Annotated in this window: 16 protein-coding genes, 1 tRNA gene and 1 pseudogene; 10 read left to right on the forward strand and 8 right to left on the reverse strand. The window is 69.4% G+C overall.

Annotated features, from left to right (window positions below):
- Window positions 1-41 precede the first annotated feature (41 nt).
- The 3 genes from ACZ41I_RS38180 (at window position 42) to ACZ41I_RS38190 (ending at window position 4,435) form a co-directional block, all read left to right on the forward strand.
- On the forward strand, window positions 42-458 hold the full coding sequence (locus tag ACZ41I_RS38180; RefSeq protein ID WP_399773481.1) for a hypothetical protein: 417 nt from the start codon (window positions 42-44) through the stop codon (window positions 456-458).
- Complete coding sequence (locus ACZ41I_RS38185) at window positions 442-1,119, forward strand: hypothetical protein (protein WP_363215607.1); 678 nt, start codon at window positions 442-444, stop codon at window positions 1,117-1,119. Before ACZ41I_RS38180 ends, ACZ41I_RS38185 begins: the two co-directional genes overlap by 17 nt.
- 169 nt (window positions 1,120-1,288) lie before the next feature.
- On the forward strand, window positions 1,289-4,435 hold the full coding sequence (locus ACZ41I_RS38190; protein ID WP_468516311.1) for an AfsR/SARP family transcriptional regulator: 3,147 nt from the start codon (window positions 1,289-1,291) through the stop codon (window positions 4,433-4,435).
- Between the two features lie 28 nt (window positions 4,436-4,463).
- On the opposite strand, the gene ACZ41I_RS38195 is transcribed toward ACZ41I_RS38190, so the two are convergent.
- The 4 genes from ACZ41I_RS38195 to ACZ41I_RS38210 form a co-directional block, all read right to left on the reverse strand.
- A complete protein-coding gene (locus ACZ41I_RS38195) occupies window positions 4,464-5,294 on the reverse strand; it encodes an ABC transporter permease (protein WP_468516312.1) in 831 nt (276 codons plus the stop codon).
- Window positions 5,291-6,277, reverse strand: coding sequence for an ATP-binding cassette domain-containing protein (locus tag ACZ41I_RS38200; RefSeq protein ID WP_363215604.1), 987 nt, complete (start codon window positions 6,275-6,277; stop codon window positions 5,291-5,293). Before ACZ41I_RS38200 ends, ACZ41I_RS38195 begins: the two co-directional genes overlap by 4 nt.
- A gap of 330 nt (window positions 6,278-6,607) precedes the next feature.
- A complete protein-coding gene (locus ACZ41I_RS38205) occupies window positions 6,608-7,048 on the reverse strand; it encodes a hypothetical protein (RefSeq protein WP_468516313.1) in 441 nt (146 codons plus the stop codon).
- Between the two features lie 216 nt (window positions 7,049-7,264).
- Window positions 7,265-7,612, reverse strand: a complete 348-nt coding sequence (locus ACZ41I_RS38210; protein WP_363215601.1) for a peptidase inhibitor family I36 protein — start codon at window positions 7,610-7,612, stop codon at window positions 7,265-7,267.
- 388 nt (window positions 7,613-8,000) lie between these two features.
- On the opposite strand from ACZ41I_RS38210, the gene ACZ41I_RS38215 reads away from it, so the two are divergent.
- Both ACZ41I_RS38215 and ACZ41I_RS38220 read left to right on the forward strand, forming a co-directional pair.
- Window positions 8,001-8,666, forward strand: coding sequence for a hypothetical protein (locus tag ACZ41I_RS38215; protein ID WP_468516314.1), 666 nt, complete (start codon window positions 8,001-8,003; stop codon window positions 8,664-8,666).
- Window positions 8,578-9,006, forward strand: a complete 429-nt coding sequence (locus ACZ41I_RS38220) for a tyrosine-type recombinase/integrase (RefSeq protein WP_468516315.1) — start codon at window positions 8,578-8,580, stop codon at window positions 9,004-9,006. The genes ACZ41I_RS38215 and ACZ41I_RS38220 overlap by 89 nt, the downstream gene beginning before the upstream one ends.
- Window positions 9,007-9,077: 71 nt before the next feature.
- Here ACZ41I_RS38220 and ACZ41I_RS38225 read toward each other — a convergent pair whose 3' ends face one another.
- Window positions 9,078-10,007, reverse strand: a complete 930-nt coding sequence (locus ACZ41I_RS38225) for an NmrA family NAD(P)-binding protein (RefSeq protein WP_468516316.1) — start codon at window positions 10,005-10,007, stop codon at window positions 9,078-9,080.
- A gap of 217 nt (window positions 10,008-10,224) precedes the next feature.
- Between ACZ41I_RS38225 and ACZ41I_RS38230 the strand changes: the two genes are divergently transcribed.
- The 5 genes and pseudogenes from ACZ41I_RS38230 (at window position 10,225) to ACZ41I_RS38250 (ending at window position 17,110) form a co-directional block, all read left to right on the forward strand.
- Window positions 10,225-11,178: an alpha/beta hydrolase gene (locus tag ACZ41I_RS38230; protein WP_468516317.1), complete on the forward strand. Its 954-nt coding sequence runs from the start codon at window positions 10,225-10,227 to the stop codon at window positions 11,176-11,178.
- Window positions 11,179-12,018: 840 nt separating this feature from the next.
- On the forward strand, window positions 12,019-12,744 hold the full coding sequence (locus ACZ41I_RS38235; protein ID WP_468516318.1) for a hypothetical protein: 726 nt from the start codon (window positions 12,019-12,021) through the stop codon (window positions 12,742-12,744).
- A 1,507-nt stretch (window positions 12,745-14,251) separates the two neighbouring features.
- Window positions 14,252-15,763 (forward strand): replication initiator, encoded by a 1,512-nt coding sequence (locus ACZ41I_RS38240; RefSeq protein WP_468516319.1) that lies wholly within the window; start codon window positions 14,252-14,254, stop codon window positions 15,761-15,763.
- Window positions 15,756-15,941: pseudogene (locus tag ACZ41I_RS38245) on the forward strand (helix-turn-helix domain-containing protein). Before ACZ41I_RS38240 ends, ACZ41I_RS38245 begins: the two are co-directional and overlap by 8 nt.
- Entirely contained in the window at window positions 15,941-17,110 is a 1,170-nt protein-coding gene (locus ACZ41I_RS38250; RefSeq protein ID WP_468516320.1) for a site-specific integrase, read from the forward strand. The pseudogene ACZ41I_RS38245 and the gene ACZ41I_RS38250 overlap by 1 nt, the downstream one beginning before the upstream one ends.
- Window positions 17,111-17,207: 97 nt before the next feature.
- Here ACZ41I_RS38250 and ACZ41I_RS38255 read toward each other — a convergent pair.
- The 3 genes from ACZ41I_RS38255 to ACZ41I_RS38265 form a co-directional block, all read right to left on the reverse strand.
- A tRNA-Pro gene (locus ACZ41I_RS38255) sits at window positions 17,208-17,281 on the reverse strand.
- Window positions 17,282-17,346: 65 nt separating this feature from the next.
- The gene (locus ACZ41I_RS38260) at window positions 17,347-18,105 is read right to left on the reverse strand and encodes a Pr6Pr family membrane protein (protein WP_363215597.1); all 759 of its coding nucleotides are present in this window, start codon (window positions 18,103-18,105) and stop codon (window positions 17,347-17,349) included.
- A 218-nt stretch (window positions 18,106-18,323) separates the two neighbouring features.
- Window positions 18,324-19,247 carry a metallophosphoesterase gene (locus ACZ41I_RS38265; RefSeq protein WP_399773325.1) on the reverse strand — a complete coding sequence of 308 codons (924 nt, stop codon included), beginning with the start codon at window positions 19,245-19,247 and terminating at the stop codon, window positions 18,324-18,326.
- Window positions 19,248-19,283: the final 36 nt, after the last annotated feature.

The following is a 19,283-nucleotide window of genomic DNA, read 5'->3' on the forward strand; positions in this document are numbered from 1 at the left end:
GCCGATACAGTGCTGGGACCATCGGGGGAAAGACGACGACCGTGGACGAGCTGACATTCACCGTGACGACAGTGCTCGCGGCACTCCTCAGTGAGGCGTCACAGGACACCTACGCCAAGGCCAGGGATGTCATCCGGCGTGCCGTGCGACGCGGTGACCGGCGGGACACCGGCGTCGTACTGGAGCGGCTGGACGAGGATCGAGCGCGTGTGGAGCGGTGCCCGGCGGCGTACCGCGACGAGGAGGCGCGCAGTGCGGCAGCCGCCCGGGCTCCCGCTCTGGAGGAGCTGATGCGAGGGGACCCGGTGGCCTTTGCGGAGCTACGGGCCCTTACGGGGGCGGATCGGCCGACAAGCGTGATCAACCAGCACAATCACGGCCAGGGCACGTTCATCAACGGCAATGTCCAGGGCGGCCTCACGATCCATCACGGCGCGACGCATGGCCGAGAAGCCTGAACCCCTGAGACAGCGGGAGCAGCACAACCACGGCCCCGGCATCTTCATCGCAGGGCATGTTCTGGGTGACGTGCATCATTACGCGCCGTCCCCGCAGGAAGGGCATCCACCCGACCTGCCTCCGAAGGGGGCCGGCGCCCGCACCGATGGGAGGGCGTCCGATGCTCAGGAGACCGCCGGTGGCAGGGGCGCCGCATACGGCCCGTTCGGGTCGCTGATGGGTTGTTCCTTCGCCGCACTCCTGCTCTTCGCGGCTGCGGGCGTGGGAGCGGCAGACACGTTCGCCGCGCGTACGCCGACAGCGGATCGGGTCCTGTCGGTGCCCGTGGCCGCAGGCCTGGCGATCGGTGGACTGGTGCCCCTGGCGTTCGCGCTCGCCGCGCTTGCCGAAGTCTGCGCCGCGGGCGCCGGTAATGCAGCCGGCGCGGCGGTCGCACGAGGAGAGGCGGGCAGGGCCGGCGCGGCTCGGCTCAATCTGCGCCACGCCCGGCTCCTGGCCCGGACAGCCGACAGGAGCGCGGTGCTCGCAGGGTATGCGGCGGCACTCGTCGGGTTCCTGGCAGTGGGCAGAAGAGCGGCGGATCGCGCGCAGGAGGCGTCGGATGCGGCGGTGAAGGAGCTGGAGAAGGCCGAGGCCGCATGGAGAAGCAGCGTCACCTGAACGCCCTGCTCACCTGAACGCCCTGCTCACCTGAACGCCCTGCTCACCTGAACGCCCTGCTCAGGTGAGCGCCCCCGCTGTGGCGCCTGCCGCTCTCCTTCGGCCTTTACCGGGCACGGCCTGTGCTGGATGCTGTGTCGGGTCGTCGGTTGATCTCGGGGGAAGCGCCGTGCGCATAGTTCTGCTGGGCCCTGTCCAGGTGCAAAGACACGGGGACGGCGCAGACGGTCCGCCGCCGGCCGTCGTCTCGGGGGCCCGGCTGCGCATGCTGTTCGCCCGGCTTGCCCTGGATGCCGGGCGGCCGGTGTCCGTGGACGCGCTGGTCGGCGGTCTGTGGGGCGAGGACCCGCCGGCCGAGGCGGGCAACGCGCTGCAGTCCCTGGTGTCCCGGCTGCGCAGGGCGCTGGGCGGCGTGGCCCGCGTGGAGTCCGCCGCCGGGGGCTACCGGCTCACCGCCGGCCAGGCGATGGAGGTCGACGCCGCCCGGTTCGAGGAACTGGCCGCCGAGGGGCGCAAGCGGTGCGCGGAGGGCGACCACGACGAGGCGGCGGCCGTACTGCGCGAGGCGCTCGGGCTGTGGCAGGGCGAGGCCCTCGCCGACGTACGGGAGGCGCCCTTCGCCGCCGCGGTCGTCACCCGCCTCGACGATCTGCGGGTCGCGGCGGCGCAGGACCTCTTCGAGGCCGAGCTGCGGCTCGGCCGGCACGCGGAGATCCTCGCCGACCTGGGCACGGTGGCGGCGGCCAACCCGCTGAGCGAGCGCCTGGCCGAGCTGCGGATGCGGGCCCTGTGGGCGGCGGGCCGTCAGTCGGACGCCCTCGCGGCGTACGAGGAGATCCGCGAGCGGCTCGCCGACGAGCTGGGCGTCGATCCGTCGGCCGGCCTTCGGGAGACCCATCTCGCGTTGCTGCGCGGAGAGTTGGCGCGCCCGGCGGCGGCCCGGCCGCACACGGTGGCGAACCCGCTGCCGGCCCGGCTGACCAGCTTCGTCGGCCGCGAGCGCGAACTGTCCCAGCTGGCCGCGCTGATGGCCGCGTCCCGCCTGGTCACCATCGTCGGCCCGGGCGGCGCGGGCAAGACCCGGCTGTCCCTCGAAGCCGTCGGCCGGGACCGGGCCCAGGAACGCGGCCGCGTCCGGTTCGTGCCGCTGGCCGGGGTCGGGGCGCCCGACCAGCTGGCCGACGCCGTGCTCGGCGCGGTCGGCTCCACGGACGGTGGCCTCTACGACGCCGGACGCACCCAGGGCGCCGCACCGGTCGACCGGATGGCCGAGCTCCTCGACATCGGCGACGCCGTCCTAGTCCTCGACAACTGCGAACACCTCGTCGACGCCGCCGCCGAACTCGCCGGGCAACTCCTCCAAAGGCTCCCGCAGCTGAGGATCCTCGCCAGCAGCCGGGAACCCCTCGCCATCGACGGCGAGGCACTGTGCCACCTCGGCCCGCTCGACGTACCCGCCGGCGAGCCGGAGCCCGCCGAGGCGGCCCGGTCGGCCGCGGTGCGGCTGTTCACCGAGCGGGCCGCGAGCGTCCGGCCGGGCTTCACGCTCGATCACGCCACGGTCGGCGCCGTGGTCGAGATCTGCCGGCGGCTCGACGGGCTGCCGCTCGCCCTGGAGCTGGCCGCCGCCAAGCTGCGCTCGATGGGCGTCGACCAGATCGCCCGCCGCCTCGACGACCGGTTCCGGCTGCTGACCTCGGGCAGCCGCACCGCCCTGCCGCGCCAGCGCACCCTGCTCGCGGTCGTCGAATGGAGCTGGGACCTGCTCGATGCGCCCGAACGGATCCTCGCCCGCCGCCTGTCCGCGTTCCCCGGCGGGGCGACGCTCGCCGCCCTCGAAGCGGTCTGCGCGGACGCGGACCTCCCCGCCGACGACGTCCTCTACATCCTCGACGCGCTCATCGAGAAGTCACTGGTCGACTCCTCGGACTCCGCACACGGCGAGCCGCGCTACCGGATGCTGGAGACCGTACGCGCCTATGCCGCCACCCGGCTCGACACCTCCGGCGACGACCTCACCGGCCGGTTCACGCAGTACTTCCTCGCCCTCGCCCAGGAACACGAACCCCGGCTGCGCACCGGTCGGCAGCTCGATGCCATCGCGGTGTTCGACGCCGAGCACCCCAATCTGGTGCATGCGCTGCGCTCGGCCGTGGACGCCGGGGACGGGGACCTGGCCGCCCGGTTCGTCGGAGCGCTGTCCTGGTACTGGGGTGTGCGCGGCATGAGTTCCCAACTGGACTCGGCGCTGGCGGAGTTGCAGACCCTCGGTGGTACGACGCCCCGGGCGGGCCTGCCGGTCGCGGACGTGGACTCGGCGGGTGCCCGCGAGTTCCGCCCGGCCGGGCTGTTTCTGCGCATCTCCCAACTCGCCGTGTCCGACGACGAGTCGGAGACCCCCGAGGGCCGCCTCGCGCGCTCGCTGCGGTCGCCCGACCCGTGGGTGCGGGCCAGCGCCCACCTCGCGTACGACTTCGTCCTCACCGAGCAGGGCGATCTGCGCACCGGTGCGGCCTCCCGGCTGGCCGCGCTGCGCGGCTTCGAGGAGGTGGGGGACCGCTGGGGCCTGGTGATGAGCCTGCTCCCCATCGGCCGCGACCACTCGCTGCGCGGTGAGTACGCACAGGCCATCGCCACCTTCGAGCGGGTGGTCGCGCTCAGCTCGGAGCTCGGCACCGACGACTACCTGGACCTCGGCCGGGTCCGCCTGGCCCGCGAACGGCGGCGCAGCGGCGACCTGGCCGGCGCGCGGCGCGACCTGGAGTGGGCCCAGGCCCAGGCCAGGGAGCGGGGCCATCGCCGCCTGGAGGCCAACATCGTGGCCGGCATGGCCAATCTGCACCGCAGGGAAGGCGATCTGGCGGGCGCCGACCGGGTCCTCGACGCGCTGGAGTCGTTCGTCCGCAGCCGGTCCCTCCCCGCGGAGTCGGCCCGGGACCTGATCATCAGCACCCGGATGGAGAACCGGCTGGCCGCAGGCGACGCCGCCGGGGCGCGGGCCCTGCTGCCCGAGGCGGCCGGCGGGCTGCTGGCCCAGGGTGCGGGAGCGGGCCTCGCCTGGGTCGCGGAGCTGCTCGGCGGGCTGCTCGCGCTGGAGGGCGACCCGGCCGGTGCGGCGCGCTCGCTGGGCATGAGTCAGGTGATGCGGGGCGCGTTCGACGAGGGGGAGCCCGAGCTGCGCGAACTCGTCGACCGGCTGACGGGGCGGCTCGGCGAGCAGGAGTACCGCGCGGCGTTCGACGAGGGCGCCGCGCTGTCACGGGCGGACGCGCTGCACCGGCTGGCCGGTGAAGTCGGCCGGCCGGTGCCGTCGTAGCGCCCCTGTTTCCCGAGGGAGTCGGTGATTACCCGGCGTTCCTGCGGTAGGCGCGCATCGCCAGCGGGAAGAAGACCGCGACCATGCCGGCCATCCAGCCGAGGCTGCCGAGCAGCGGGTCCGCGACGGCGCCGCCGTTGAGCAGACCGCGCACGGTGTCGGCCATCAGACTGACCGGGTTGATGTCCGACCAGGCGTGCAGCCAGCCCGGCATGGTCCGGTCCGGCACGAACACGTTGCTGGCGAAGGTCAGCGGCAGGACCACGACCGTCATCAGGCCCTGCACCGAACCGGGCGTCTTGGCCAGCATGCCGATGTACACCGACAGCCAGGAGAAGCTCAGCGCGAAACCGATGAGCAGGACCAGCGCGGCGAGCGTGGACAGCGGGTCCGTCCCGACCCGGTAGCCCATGATCAGAGCGAGGACCAGCAGCGTGCCGAGGCAGATGGCGTACCGCACGAAATCGGCGAGGACGGCGCCGACGAGCGGTGCCGAGCGGGCGATCGGCATGGACCGGAACCGGTCGAACATCCCAGTGCTCGCATCGGCGTTGAGGGAGACGCCGATGCCGATACTCGCCTGGAAGACGGTCATCACCATGACCCCTGGCGTGACCATCTGCAGATACGCGTGGTCATGGCCGCCGGAGATGGCGCCGCCGAAGAGGTAGACGAACATCAGCAGCGAGATGACCGGCGTCAGCACCACGTCGGTGAGCTGCAGCGGCGACTTCATGAACTTGGTGGCGCCGCGCCCGGCAAGGGCGAAGCTGTGCCGCAGGGAGCGTGCCGCACCGATGCGCAAGGGGGCGGCGGCCTGGCGGGTGGTGCGGGCGGGGGCGATGGTCTGGGCGCTCATGCCGCGGTCCTCTCAGCGAAGGTGTCGTCGTTCTGCTGGGCGTCGGTGGTGCCGGGGCGGCCGGTCAGGGCCAGGAAGACCTCGTCGAGGCTGGGCAGGCGCAGCCCCATCTCGTCGGTGCCGATGCCGTCCGCGGCCAGACGGCGGGCCAGGGCGGACACCAGCAGGGGGTCGTCGGCGGGCACGGTCAGCAGCCCGTTCGTACCGTCCTGGACGGGGGCCGTGCCGGTGAGCTCGGTCAGCATCGCGGTCACCCGGGGCACGTCCTGCAGCAGCGACGGACGGACCTGGAGGATCTGGCCGCCGACCTGGCGCTTCAGCTCGCCGGGGCGGCCCTCGGCGACCACCCGGCCGCGGTCGAACACCGTGATGCTGTCGGCGAGTTGGTCCGCCTCCTCAAGGTACTGCGTGGTGAGCAGCACCGTGGAGCCGTCGTCGACCAGGCGCCGGACCACGTCCCACACCTCGCCGCGGGCGTGCGGGTCGAGTCCGGTGGTCGGCTCGTCCAGGTACAGCACCTGCGGCCGCCCGACCAGGCTCGCCGCCAGATCCAGCCGGCGGCGCATACCACCGGAGAAGGTGCTGAGCGGCCGGCTCGCCGCCTCGGTGAGCGAGAACTGCTCCAGGAGTTCGGCCGCCCGCGCCTTCGCGGCCCGCTTCGGCAGATCGAGCAGCCGGCCCAGCAGCACCAGGTTCTCCGTGCCGGACAGGCTCTCGTCGACGGACGCGTACTGCCCGGTGAGTCCGATGAGCTGCCGCACCCGCACCGGGTCCCGCACCACGTCGTGCCCGCCGACCGTGGCCCGTCCGCCGTCCGGCCGCAGCAGCGTCGACAGGATCCGTACGGTGGTGGTCTTGCCGGCCCCGTTCGGCCCCAGCACGCCGATCACCCTGCCGGCCGGCACCTCCAGGTCGACGCCGTCCAGCGCGACCATGTCCCCGTAGCGTTTGACCAGACCCTCGGCCCGGATGGCGTACGACATCTGTGCCCTCCCCATCTCTTCGCTCGCCCGCTCTCGCGGTCCTCGCTGCTCTCGATGAGGAAGACGGTGCCGGACCGTGCTGGCAGGCCACTGGCAGACCGCTGGCAGAGGCCGTCGAAGCCTGTCAGCGGCCTGGCAGCGACGGGGAGTGTTCCGGCCCCGGCACGCCCACGCCCGCGCCCGGTGCCTCGGTGCCGGTCGGCGGAACCGCCAAGGGGCCTGATCCATTTCCTGGATCAGGCCCCTGAGCCGGTACTGCACTGGCGGGGTCGCGGATTCCGCACGGCGCCCTGCCGGGTGCTGCGGAGGTCTCTCGTCGCCCCGGCCGGCTCAGCCCTGCCTGCGGCGGCGGAAGCCGGCGAACAGCGCTCCGCCGAGGAGGACGGCCAGTGCCGACGCCGTGGCCGCCAGCGGCACCACACGGCTCGTGCCGGTGTCGGCCATGGCCCCGTTCCCGGAGCCGCCCGTCACCGTGGCGCCTCCGGTGCTGGCGCCAGTGTCTTTGCCCTCGGACGTGCCGCCGGACCCCGCCGCACCGCTCGCACCGTCGTTGCCCGTACCGCCCTTGCCGGTACCGCCGTTGCCCGTACCGCAGTTGCCCGTACCGCCCTTGCCCGCACCGCCGGTGCCCGAGCCGTGGCCCGGGGCGCGGACGACGATCGCCGCGGTGTTGTTGCTCGCGTCGGGGTCGGTGCTCAGCGACGACACCTTGACCCGGCCCGGCTTCAGGGCGGCCGGATCGACGACGCGCAGGTCGAAGGTCCAGGTCATGTACTGGCCCGGGTAGATCCACGCCTCGTGGGTGTCCTGGAAGCAGAGGTAGTGGACGGCGCCGTTCCTGGGTGCGAACTAGCACCCGTGATCCGCATCATGCCGCACGGGCATCACGCCACGTGAGACAACTTTTTAAGCGTGCTGCTCCGCCCGTGACGGGCGGAGCAGCGTCGGTGCACCTCGGGCTCGGCCTTCTCTGCGAAGGCCGCAGCGCTAAATTTTGTAGACCGCTATCCCTGTAACGGCGCCGGGATTGTCTGCGTAGTGGCCCGGATTCAGAGTAGCCAGCTTGGTGCCTTGGTTGCAGCCGGTGGTGATGTGCCAGAGTTCCACGCGATAGGGCGTCTGGTTTGAGACGGACCGATTGACCCTCTCAAGGGGATAGCAGCCGGGCGTCAGAGAGTTGACGTGCCTGGTTCCGGTCCTGTTTGCCCCCGTCCATCCACATGCATACCCCTTCGGGCAGGTATTTGGATCGGCTGCAGCCGGCGTGACGAACGCGCTGCCCAGCAACGCGCCGGTCACAGCTGCCAGCGTCAGGCCTTTCTTCAGCATGCTCATGCCAAGTGTCCTTATCCTTGATCGAACAGACTTTTGGATTTTAACTCAAGGGGCTTAGCTTTAGCCATTTTTGACGTGTCATCAGTTGACGAGCGCTCAGAGGTTGTCTCACATATTGAGTTTCGCGAGTCGCTTCCAGCAGGTAAGGGCCGTAGCCAGGCCGAGGAGGCGAGGTAGCGACTGCCCTGTCCGGCTTCTCTAAGGGCTACTACGCAGAAGACCTCACGGACGCCTGGACGCGGTACTGCCCTCCGCCCCGCAGAATCCGCCACGTCCGCCACACGGAAGCGGCAAGCAGCAGGGCTCGGACGCCAGTCGAGGAGCAATCCCGGATGAGCATCACCCTTGCTTCGCCACTCAGCGGGTTCTGTACCGACCGGAAGAAGCGGTGGCGGCCCTGGGTATCGGCCGCTCGCTGGTCTACGAAGAGATCCGTCTCGGGCGTCTCCAGACGGTGCGGATCGGCAAGGGGCGCCGACCGAAGGTGTACGGCGATACCAAGACTGAGGTCCGCCAGAAGATGCGGGACCTGAGGAAGGAAGTGCAGTCGGGCGTCAAGGCGCCGGCCAACTGCACCGTGGCCGACGCGGTGAACGACTGGCTGGAGCGCGGCCTGAAAGGTCGCGACGAGAAGGGCACCCTCGGCAAGAACCGCTCGATGGCGAACAAGCACCTGATCCCGTTCACCGGCAAAGCCAAGCTGGAAGACTTCGGCGCGGACGACGTCGACGACTGGATGGACGGGAGGGCTGAATTCCTCGCGACGCGTACTCTCCGCGACCTGCTCGCCGTCCTGCGCCGCTCCATCGAGCAGGCTCAGCCGCAGGGACAAGGCCGCGCGGAACGTCGCCCTGCTCGTCACCGCTCCAGAGGGAAGGCCGGGGCGTCCGAGCAAGGCCTTGAACCTGAAGCAGGCGGAACCTGTGCGCGCCGCCGCTCGCCCCTCGCGGCTGTACGCCTAACTCGTGCTCTCACTCCTCAGCGGCGTACGCACGGAGGAGGCGCGGCCAGAGTGGAGTCCGGCCGGCCGTGTCTTCACGACGAGGCCCGGTGAACCGCTGGACGCGGCCAACGTCCGGCGTGACTTCAAGGCCATCGTGAAGAAGGCGGGGCCGGCCCCGGCGCGGACGCCGCGCGAGTGGCGGCACAGCCTCGTCTCGCTGCTCTCGGATCACGGAATTCCGCTGGAGCGCATCGCGCAGCTTGTCGGGCACACCAGTCAAGCGACGACGGAGGCCGTCTACCGGAAGCAGCTCCGGCGGCCGGTCATCACCGAGGGCGCGGAGGCCATGGACGTGGGGTTGTGGCGGTTGCTGTACTTCACTGCCGTACAGCAGACGTACGGACAGCGGAAGCGTGAAGTACGCGCTGCATGTGAAAAGGCTTCAAACTAGTGGGGAAGGTGCCCCTACGGTCTGTCTCTTCGGTCAGCGTCGGGTCTGGTTTCTCACGGCGGCTGTCGGCGTCAGCGAGTGAACAGCTCGGGGTTCTTGCGGACGAAGTCGGCTACTCCTTCGGCGGACCGCCCGGTGACCTCTGCCATGCCTTCTGCCTGGCGGTCATAGCGGCCGTCCAGGTGCAGGCGAGCCATGGTGGAGATGTGCTGACGTACATGGGCCGGCAGTTCCAGCGCCGCGAGATCGTTGTCCAGCCATTCCTGCAACGGGACGGCGGTGTAGCCGACCGTGCGGTGCAAAGCATCGGAAATCTCCGCGGCCAGAGCGGCGACGTCCTGTGATCGGGGGCCGGTCAGCTCATAGCTCCGGCCGATGTGCCCGGCCGGATCGGCCAAGATCTCCTCGACAACCGCGGCAACGTTATCGGCCGCGATCGGGGAGGTTCTCGCCTCGCCAAAGGGCCACCTGATCACGCCGTCCTTGGCGATCGAGGAAAACACGGTCTGGAAGAGCGGGTTCTCCAGGAAGACGGTGGGCCTGACCTGAACCACGGGCAGGCCTGACCAGTCGAGAACCTGTTCGACCAGCCACTGCTGTCGATGCTGGTGCGACTCGGAGCCGCTGGTGGCGTCCATCTCGGAGACGGTCAGCTGCGACATGTTCACGAACGCCTCCAGCCTTCCGTAGGCGCGCGCGACCGCCGCCGTGGTCACGGCAGCCAGCAGATACTGTGCCGACACGGCCATGCCGAAATACATCCGACCGCAGCCGTCGAGGGCGTCGGCGACATCACGAGCACACGTCAGATCTCCGACCACGACCTCGGCGCCCGTCGCGCGCAGCGCCTGGGCACGGTCGTCATCCCGGCGCACCAGAGCACGGACCTGGAGACCCCGGCGCCGTAGACCCTGGACCACGGTCCTGCCGACAGCCCCGACGCTGCCCGCAGCACCGGTCACCAGAATGGGCCGCACGCCTGCTTCCGGGCTGTAGTCCATGTCGGCAGACTGCGGCCCGCATGGCCAGGACGCAATCGGGGGGCGTCCGGTCGACTCGCACTGGGGCCCAGCTTCGACGACCTAACGTGGTGTGGCCTTCACGCCCTGTTCCGCGGTTGCACCGGTGCGTTGCCGAGAGACGATGGGAAAAGGTGGGGCCGGCCGCACATACCGCTACGTCTGAGGCAGGAGGCGCGTTGTGCCCGATTCTCGATCTGTGACAACCCCCGTCCTGGAACCCTCTGCCCGAGAGCTGACGGAGGCCACATCACCGCATCCACGCATCTACGAAGTCCCGCCGGAGAACGGCCGCGAGATCCTCGATGGCCTCCAGGAGGGAACGGGGGTGGCCAAGCCCGCGGTCGATGAGGACTGGGTAACCATCGACGCCGGACAGTACGGCCACGTCCGCACACGCATTATCCGCCCCCAAGGATCGATGAAAACCCTCCCGGTGATCCTGTACATACACGGCGCCGGATGGGTGTTCGGCGATGAGAAGACGCACGACCGGCTGGTCCGCGAACTGGCGGTGGGAGTGGACGCCGCGGTGGTCTTCCCCGTCTACGACAGGGCCCCCGAGGCGAAGTACCCGACTCAGATCGAGCAGAACTACGCGGTCGGGAAGTGGATCCTTCAAAACGGCGGGGAACAGAACCTCGACGCCTCACGGATGGCGGTCTGCGGCGACTCGGTGGGCGGCAACATGTCGGCGGTCTTCGCACTGATGGCCAAGGAGCGCGGAGATGTCCAACTGGCTGCCCAGGTGCTGCTGTACCCCGTCACCGACGCCAACTTCGACACTCCGTCCTACCAGCAGTTCGCCGACGGCTACTACCTCACTCGCGACGGGATGAAGTGGTTCTGGGACGCCTACATCTCGGACCCTCAGCAGCGCACCGAGATCTATGCCTCGCCGCTGCGAGCCGACATCGAGCAGCTCCGTGGTCTTCCCACCACGTTGGTCATCACCGACGAGGCCGACGTGCTGCGCGACGAAGGTGAGGCCTACGCGGCCAAGCTCCGCGAAGCGGGAGTAGACGTCACCGCGGTCCGAGTGCTGGGAATGGTCCACGACTTCCTGATGCTCGACAGCCTCCGTGACTCCAAGGCCACAACGGTCGCCCGCACACTCGCCATCGAGGCACTGCAACAAGCACTGCGCCCCTGAAGCGTCCCAGGGCCTCCGATCGGCAATGTCGAGTTTGCTGGCGGAGCGGCTTTGGGTTGGAGCTGCTTTGGCGCGAGTGATCATGGCCCCGTAGGCTTCCGGCGCGTCGGGCAGTCTGTACACCTGCCCGGTAAAGCACGATGTTGGGGCCATGATCTGCGAGGCTCGCGCCACAGTGGGCTGCCTAAAGCCGTGGAGCCGACCGCCCCAGCCACCGCTGGGATGCGGGAGGGGGTGGAAGCACGTCGGGCGATGGGTTCCGCTCGCCAGTAGGGCGCTGACTGGAGACGAATTCCAAGATCGTCTCCAGGCTTCGTCCCGAAGCAACTTGAATGGGGACTCCACCTTGGGCTGGCGTGCTTCTCACCTGCTCAGATGGTCCGCAGACGTCTGCGCCCGTCCGCCGCTGTTCGTCGGCGTTGTCACGCAGTTAGACACTCACCCCTGCTGCGCCTCTACGCGTGAATCGCCCAGTGCGGGGACGCTGAACGCTGTCCTGCGGTGGCAAATGGCGTCCGGGTGACATCCGTCAACGGGCCAACAACGAGGAGCCCTCAGGCGAGTAGGCGGTTGCCGGCCAGCGGGCCCCGGTCCGTCCGCCCGAACCTGACCTGCAAAGCCAATACGTGCGACATTTGCCTTGTCATGCTCTTGTCGGTCTATTCGGTGTGTAGACCCCACAAGGATCCCTATATGAAAAACCATCAAGTTTTGCGGACAAGTCTTGGAGACTTCTCTCGAGCCGAACCGCCTGGGACACGAGACCCTGAAACAGGTCACATCTCGTGACGCCATCACTTCAGTGGGTCACCAGGTCACGCCTCCTCGAACGGAGTCTCCATGGCTCGTACACATATCGAGCGCCGGCCGGCGCGCCACTTCTTGTACCTCTTCATGACAGCCGCGCTGCTGGCGCTCGGGCTGACCGCTGTGCCAACAGCGTTCCCGGTCCGTGAGGGGGGCGGCACCGCACACGCTGCTCCTGCGGGCTCCACCATCCGTGACTTCCTCCTGGCCCACCGCAAGGAGATCAAAGCTGCCGTCGACACGGCCGGTGATGGTGCAGGGGGGACGGTCGTGGACCAATTCCTGGGAGCCTCCGGGTGGCATTGCCCGTCCCTCGGCAACCAGCTCCTTGACTTCATTCTCGGGATCACGCCTAGGATTGGCGACGTGGCCACGGCCTTGTGCTGGCAGGACACAGCATCTGATCCCAGCTTCCATCAACGTCGGCTCGATACCGTGGACGCGAGCCGAGCGGTTACGGGCACAGTCAATTCGGGAGACCCGACAGTTCCGCTTAACGTGCGTACGACGCCCAGCACGAGCAAACCGGTCGTTCGCACCCTGCCTCCGGGCGCCCAAGTGACGATCTTTTGCCAGACGCGCGCTGAAACAGTGCTGTACGGACCTTGGGCGCCGACGAACGTCTGGGACTACATCGGTGATGATGCAACAGGTATGACCCAGTTCGTCACTGACGGTTCAATGGATACAGGATCAAATGATCTGGTTACGCCACAGTGCCCTGACGCCGTGGCCGGGTATGGCGTTGGCGTGAAGTAGACACACCCTGTCCCACGAGACCTGGTCGACCACGGGTAGTCGACGACTGGGTCTCTTTTTCTTGTGCCGGTGCATCTGTTCAAAGCCACATCCGCTGGCAGCAGGCTGATCACGTGCACCGGTGTGCGGCGGACCCAGGTCTGAACCCCGGCCGACGACAGTCAGCCACGATGGCGGGCGCGTCAACCGATCAGGCGCGCGTGTGCAGCGCTGGCCCCCACCGACCTCAGCCACGCTGCTTGATCGACGTCCGTCCCGTCTGCGCCCGCGGATCACGCGCCCGGTGTTCCCCATTGCTTACCGCTCCATCGGGCACGGCTGGGGCACGCCCACTGGGCCCCCGCGTCCGGCGCTTGTACCGTTCCGAAGTGGCCTGGATATCACTACTTGCAACACTTGTTGGTGGCGTGATTGCTCTGGGATCGGCGCTTCTCGTGGAGCACCGAAGGGCGCGGCGAGAGGCGGTGTCTGAGTGGCATAGGACACGGCGGGAGCTCTACTCACGGTTTCTCGCGGCTCATGCCCAAGCTGGCAGCGATCTGCGGAACATTGCTGCCACGCCCGGTCTTGATGCGGGCGAGCGGTACCGGCTGACACGGTCGGCCTACACCCTCTGCTACGCATCACGCCATGAGTTGGAGCTTGTCGCGCCGCCCTCCGTCGTTCGCCCGGCTGAGGAATGTAGTCGGGCGGTGCGAATGATGCGCGATGCCGTGAGCGCGGGGGTGGGTCTCGACAGCGATGAGCTTGAGGAACTGACACGCAGGTACCTGGAACTGCGTCTGGAGACAAGAGGTGCCATGCGCTCGGACATCTCGGCCGATACCCATTGACCTGCTTCGGGCTTTCGACTGCGCTGCGACGTTCGGCTCTGCCTGGGTCGGCGGTGGACGGGATGGGAGCTCTCCGCGCCCGCCCCTACGGATCCGCAGTCGGCGGCGGCGCCCCCTCCATCCCGGTGCCGGCCGATCCCCCGCCGGAGACATTGCCTTGACCGCGGGCCGCACTATGCGGTGATCGACTCATGGCCACCGGCCCCATCCGCATGTGGGCGCGCGTCGGCGCAGCGCGGGCGGAGCGGGCCGGAGGCAGGAGCGGCGCCCGCAGCGGAGCCGGGAAGCGCGCCCGGCGGAGCGGAGCGCGGCCGGGGCTTGATGAGGTAGAGAAACCTGTAACGGGCTGCGGAGCTCAGCTACTCAGTCGGTATTCGAGGACGTAAGAGCCAGCGTCCAAGAGCATCTGGTTGACCTCGACCGGTCGGTCCTCGGCCGTGTACGCGATGCGGCAGATCTCGACCACAGGCTTCATGCCTGGACCTGCTGGACCGTCCGACCAGGTGCCCCGGCTGCCGTGCTCACGCGCCCGGCTGGGTTCGCGTGTCGGTGGACGGACTGTGCGTGCTCACCCACGACGGTGACCGGATCTGCCCGGCTGACCCCTCCTTCGGCACGTCGGCGGTGAGGGTGCTCCCCGTTGCTTCGCCCGTGGCCACGGTGGAGGTGGCTGCGTGACGGTCTTTCCCGTCGCCCCTGAGGCCGTGGCTGGTGCTGCGGCCTCCCTGGGTGCCGACCCGACCACGCTCGCCGACCTGTTCCGGGTGGCCAACAACCCTGGCTTCGACCGCTGGCAGGAACAGATTCGCCGAACCGGCGGCTGCGCCCACCCGATCCGCCTCATGGGCCAGACCGTCACCCGCGACGCCAAGACCGGCGACATCCTGTACGCGTATTCGACCGAGCAGGAGCCGGGCGGCATGCTCCGGGTCGCCTGCGGCAACCGGCGGGCCTCCCGCTGCCCCGCTTGTGCCTGGACCTACGCCGGGGACACCTACCACCTGATCCGGGCCGGGATCACCGGCGACGAACAGAAGGACGTGCCCGCCACCGTCCGGGATCATCCGCGCGTCTTCGCAACCCTCACGGCTCCGTCCTTCGGCCCCGTGCACAACCGGCCCGACACCGGCCGCTGCCGCTGCGGCACCCGGCATGCCGACGGCGACCCGGCCTTGGGCACGGCGCTCGATCCGGAGCGCTACGACTACGCGGGCGCGGCGCTGTGGAACAACCATGCCGGGGACCTGTGGCGGCGCTTCACCATCTACCTGCGCCGGGAGCTCGCCGCCCGCGCGGGCCTGACGCAGACCGAACTGAAGGAGGTGTGCCGGGTCTCCTTCGGGAAGGTCGCTGAGTTCCAGAAGCGTGGGGCCGTCCACTTCCACGCCGTGATGCGTCTCGATGGTCCCGACGGCCCCGGTACCGCTCCGCCGGCATGGGCGACAGTCGCGCTCCTGGACGACGCCACCAAGGCCGCCGTCGCCCGCGTCTCTGTGCCCGTTCCCGCCACCGGAGACCGCCCCGCCCGCACGCTGCGGTGGGGTTCCCAGGTTGATGTCCAGGCTATCGGCGCTCTGGGACAGGAGGAGCTGACCGAGCAGGCCGTCGCATCGTACGTGGCCAAGTACGCCACCAAGGCAGCCGAAAGCACCGGAGCCATCGACACCCCGGTCTACTGCAAGGCGTGCCGGGGGACCGGCCATCACCTGCGCTACCACCAGCCCTCTTCAGCGCTGAGCCGCTGCACCACCTGTCGCGGCACGGGCCTGCGCGAAGACTTTGCGCAGCTGGACATCCCGGAGCACACCCGTCGCCTCATGGCCGCGTGCGCCGAACTCCAACCCTTCTACCCCGACCGCCAGCTGACCCGCTGGGCCCACATGCTCGGCTTCCGCGGCCACTTCTCCACCAAGTCCCGCCGCTACTCCACCACCCTCGGCGCCCTCCGCCAGGTCCGCGCCGACTACCTCGCCCACCAGGAACGCCGCGAACGCGGGCTCTCCGAAGACCTCGACGACACGGAGGGCTCCACGCTCGTGCTCGTCCACTGGACCTACGCCGGACAGGGCCACACCCCCGGTGAATCCTGGCTCGCTGCCTCGATCGCCCGAGACATCCGACTGAACCGAGAGACAGCACGTGATGCCCTGACGGACCTTCAAGACATGGGGGAGTGGGATGACTGACGAGCTCCTGACGTTCCGTGAGGTCACGGCCGCACTGAAGATCGGTCGAACCTAGGTCTATGACCTCATCCGGACCAAGGAACTGCCGTCGTTGACCATCGGTCGTAGCCGCCGGATTCCGGCTGAGGCGGTGCGTACATACCTCGCTTCGCGTATGGACCTGGGGGAGGCGGCCTGATGACGAAGCGACGGAGCCGGGGCGACGGCGGTCTCCACTGGGATGAGAAGCGGCAGCGTTGGATCGCCACGGCGAGTCTCGGCTACGACGCCAGCGGCAAGCGGATCGTGAAGCGGGCCAGCGGCAAGACCAAGACGGAGGCCAAGACCAAGCTCAAGGAGGTGTTGCGCGACTACGAAGACGGCCTTGCCATCGCGCCGACCGGCTATACCGTCAAGGACGCGGTGTCGGACTGGCTGACGTACGGTCTGGCGGCCCTCGACTCCAGCACTGTCGAGACGATGACTCTGCTGAGTCAGAAGCACGTCATCCCGTCCCTCGGCGCCCGCAAGCTTCGTGACCTGAGCGCGGAGGACGTAGACCGCTGGCTGTCCACCAAGGCAAAGACGCTCAGCACGCGCACGCTCCAGGGGATCCATTCCTGCCTCAACCGCTCGGTCAAGCGGGCCATGGCGCGGGACAAGGTGAAACGGAACGTCGTTGAGCTGTGCTCGGTTCCTCAGGGACAGGCGGGGCGCCCCTCCAAGGCACTCACCTTCGCTCAGGCTGAGGCAGTGCTGAAGGGGGCCGAGGGGACGTCGATGTACGCCTACATCGTCGTCGCGCTGCTGACCGGGGCCCGGACCGAGGAACTGCGGGCGCTCACCTGGGACCACGTCTTCCTGAAGGGTCGGCCGGACCTCGATCCGCCACAGCCCCCACACATCGCTGTCTGGCGCTCGGTCCGGCAAAGCGGGGACACGAAGACCCGGAAGTCCCGGCGCACGCTCGCTCTGCCGGCGCGCTGCGTCGAAGCCCTCTGGCAGCAGTTCGAAGATCAGGGCTGGGATCGGCTCGACGCCGAGGACAAGTGGGAGGAGCATGGGCTCGTCTTCTCCTCGGCCGTGGGAAAGCCGCTCGACGCTGCAAACGTCCGGCGTGCCTTCCGTCAGGCGCTCAAGGGCATCGATGGGCTCAACGCCGACGAGTGGACACCCAGGGAGCTGCGGCACAGCTTCGTGTCCCTGTTGTCCGACCGGGGCGTCCCGCTGGAAGAGATCTCCCGGCTTGTCGGGCACTCCGGGACGGCCGTGACCGAGGAGGTGTACCGGAAGCAGATCCGGCCTGTGATCCAGACCGGCGCGGTGGTCATGGACGGGATCTTCGGAGCGCAGGAGCGGCGCCCGTAGACACGCGAAAAGCGGTAGTCACGCAGTTAGACACGCAGAGAAAACAGGTGAGGCACCTACTAGTCGCTAGTAGGTGCCTCACCTGCTGTTTCGGCTGTCGGGGTGGCGGGATTTGAACCCACGACCTCTTCGTCCCGAACGAAGCGCGCTGCCAAGCTGCGCTACACCCCGATGTCGCTGCTCTCGCGGCGACGACGTTTACTTTAGCCCACTGGTGGCTGTAGACGAAATCCGGTTTAGACCCGGCGGCGGACCGGGGTCGGGCGGGTGTGGTCCAGGGCCACGAGGAGGACGGCGAGGGCGTGGATCCCGAGGCCCAGGAGGAGCGCATTGGCCAGGGTGCTGCGGTAGCCGTGGGCGGCCGCGTCCAGGAAGGGATACAGGTAGCGGGAGGGGGTCGACGGGGCGAGGAAAGCCGCCCGGGTCAGGGAGAAGGCCAGGTAGGCCAGGGGGTAGAGGAGCCAGGCGGCAGTCTGGCGGAGGTGCAGCCGGGTCGCGGGCGTGAGCAGCAGCCAGTCCAGCAGGGCCGCCGTCGGCGTCACCGTGTGCAGGATCTGGAGGGTGGCCCACTGGGCGTGCCAGCGCTCCGGGGCCGTCGTCGCGCCGGTCATGGAGAACGGGGGCGTCGTGTGGGCCAGGAGCAGGTGGTAGACCAGCGCCGCGACCAGGGCGTAGAGGAGTGTGGCGCCTGTCACGGCGGAGGGGAGCGGCCGTCGGGCCCGGCCGGCCCTGGACGCCGACAGGAGCATGACGACGGCCAGCAGGATGTTGGCCTGGACGCTGAAGTAGCTGAGGGTGCGGGCCGGGGTGCCCAGCAGGAGCTCCAGGGCCACGCCGGCTGCCGCCGTCAGACCCGTCAGCAGGCGGAGGAGCGCGACCATCGGGCGGCGCACCGGCGCCACCACCGCCGTGGCCGGGACGGATGTGGGCGGTGGCAGGGGCGGGCGCGGGACCGCGGGCAGGTCCGGGAGGTCCCTGGGTATCGGGGCGGTCATGCACCTGACGCTAGGTGCGGGGAAGGGGCGGGGCTATTCGGCGTAGTCCGGATGGGTGCAGTCCCGGGTGGGTCCACTCCGGTCGGCTGTGATCCGGCGTTACCTCGTCCCAGCCCCGTACTTCCGCGCTTCGGACGCCCCGCACCTCACGTCCCCACGCCGCACGTCCCCGCACCGCACGTCCTCACACCCCCGTCCCCGCCCCTCACATGCCCGTACTACCGCCCCACCAACGTCAGCAATGTCGCCTCCGGCGGGCAGGCGAAGCGGACCGGGGTGTAGCGGTTGGTGCCGCAGCCTGCTGAGACGTGGAGGTAGGAGGTGTGGCCGTCCGCCGTGTGGGTGGAGAGGCCCTTCACCCGGTCCGTGTCCAGGTCGCAGTTGGTGACCAGCGCGCCGTAGAAGGGGATGCACAGCTGGCCGCCATGGGTGTGGCCGGCCAGGATCAGGGGGTAGCCGTCCGCCGTGAACGCGTCCAGTGTGCGCAGGTACGGGGCGTGGACCACACCGAGCGAGAAGTCGTACGTCCCCGACGGGCCGCCCGCCACCCGGGCGTAGCGGTCGCGCTTGATGTGCGGGTCGTCGAGGCCCGTCAGCTCGATCGAGATGCCCTCGACCTTCAGGACACCCCGCGTGTTCGTCAGGTTCAGCCAGCCCGCCTCGTCGAAGCCGTCGCGCAGGTCCTCCCACGGGTTGTGGACCGCGCCGACCGCCGGCGGGTTGCCGTTCAGGCCATGGCGGCCGCTCGTCTTCTCCAGCAAGTAGCGGGCCGGGTTGCGGAGTTTGGGGCCGTAGTAGTCGTTGGAGCCGAAGACGTAGGCGCCCGGGAACTCCATCAGGGGGCCGAGCGCGTCCAGGACCTCCGGGACGCCCTCGGGGTCCGAGAGGTTGTCGCCGGTGTTGATCACGAAGTCCGGACGCAGGCCCGCCAGCGACTGCAGCCACCGCTGCTTCTTGCGCTGGCCGCTCACCATGTGGATGTCGGAGACCTGCAGCACGCGCAGCGGACGTATGCCCGGCGGCAGTACCGGGACCGTCACTCGTCGCAGGCGGAAGGAGCGGGCCTCGAAGCCCGCCGCGTACGCCAGCCCGGCGGCGCCTGCCGCCATGATTCCCAGGGGTACTCCGTATCGCGCGCGCATACGCCCATCGTGTCAGACCCCGGCGGCACGGTGAGA

The sequence above is a fragment of the Streptomyces sp. NPDC030799 genome (genome assembly GCF_055572255.1).

Coding starts and splice junctions, on each gene's coding strand:
- ACZ41I_RS38185 (WP_363215607.1), top strand. CDS start 442: ATGGCCGAGAAGCCTGAACCCCTGAGACAGCGGGAGCAGCACAACCAC.
- ACZ41I_RS38195 (WP_468516312.1), bottom strand. CDS start 5,294: ATGAGCGCCCAGACCATCGCCCCCGCCCGCACCACCCGCCAGGCCGCC.
- ACZ41I_RS38200 (WP_363215604.1), bottom strand. CDS start 6,277: ATGTCGTACGCCATCCGGGCCGAGGGTCTGGTCAAACGCTACGGGGAC.
- ACZ41I_RS38205 (WP_468516313.1), bottom strand. CDS start 7,048: ATGACCTGGACCTTCGACCTGCGCGTCGTCGATCCGGCCGCCCTGAAG.
- ACZ41I_RS38210 (WP_363215601.1), bottom strand. CDS start 7,612: ATGAGCATGCTGAAGAAAGGCCTGACGCTGGCAGCTGTGACCGGCGCG.
- ACZ41I_RS38225 (WP_468516316.1), bottom strand. CDS start 10,007: ATGGACTACAGCCCGGAAGCAGGCGTGCGGCCCATTCTGGTGACCGGT.
- ACZ41I_RS38235 (WP_468516318.1), top strand. CDS start 12,019: ATGGCTCGTACACATATCGAGCGCCGGCCGGCGCGCCACTTCTTGTAC.
- ACZ41I_RS38250 (WP_468516320.1), top strand. CDS start 15,941: ATGACGAAGCGACGGAGCCGGGGCGACGGCGGTCTCCACTGGGATGAG.
- ACZ41I_RS38260 (WP_363215597.1), bottom strand. CDS start 18,105: ATGACCGCCCCGATACCCAGGGACCTCCCGGACCTGCCCGCGGTCCCG.
- ACZ41I_RS38265 (WP_399773325.1), bottom strand. CDS start 19,247: ATGCGCGCGCGATACGGAGTACCCCTGGGAATCATGGCGGCAGGCGCC.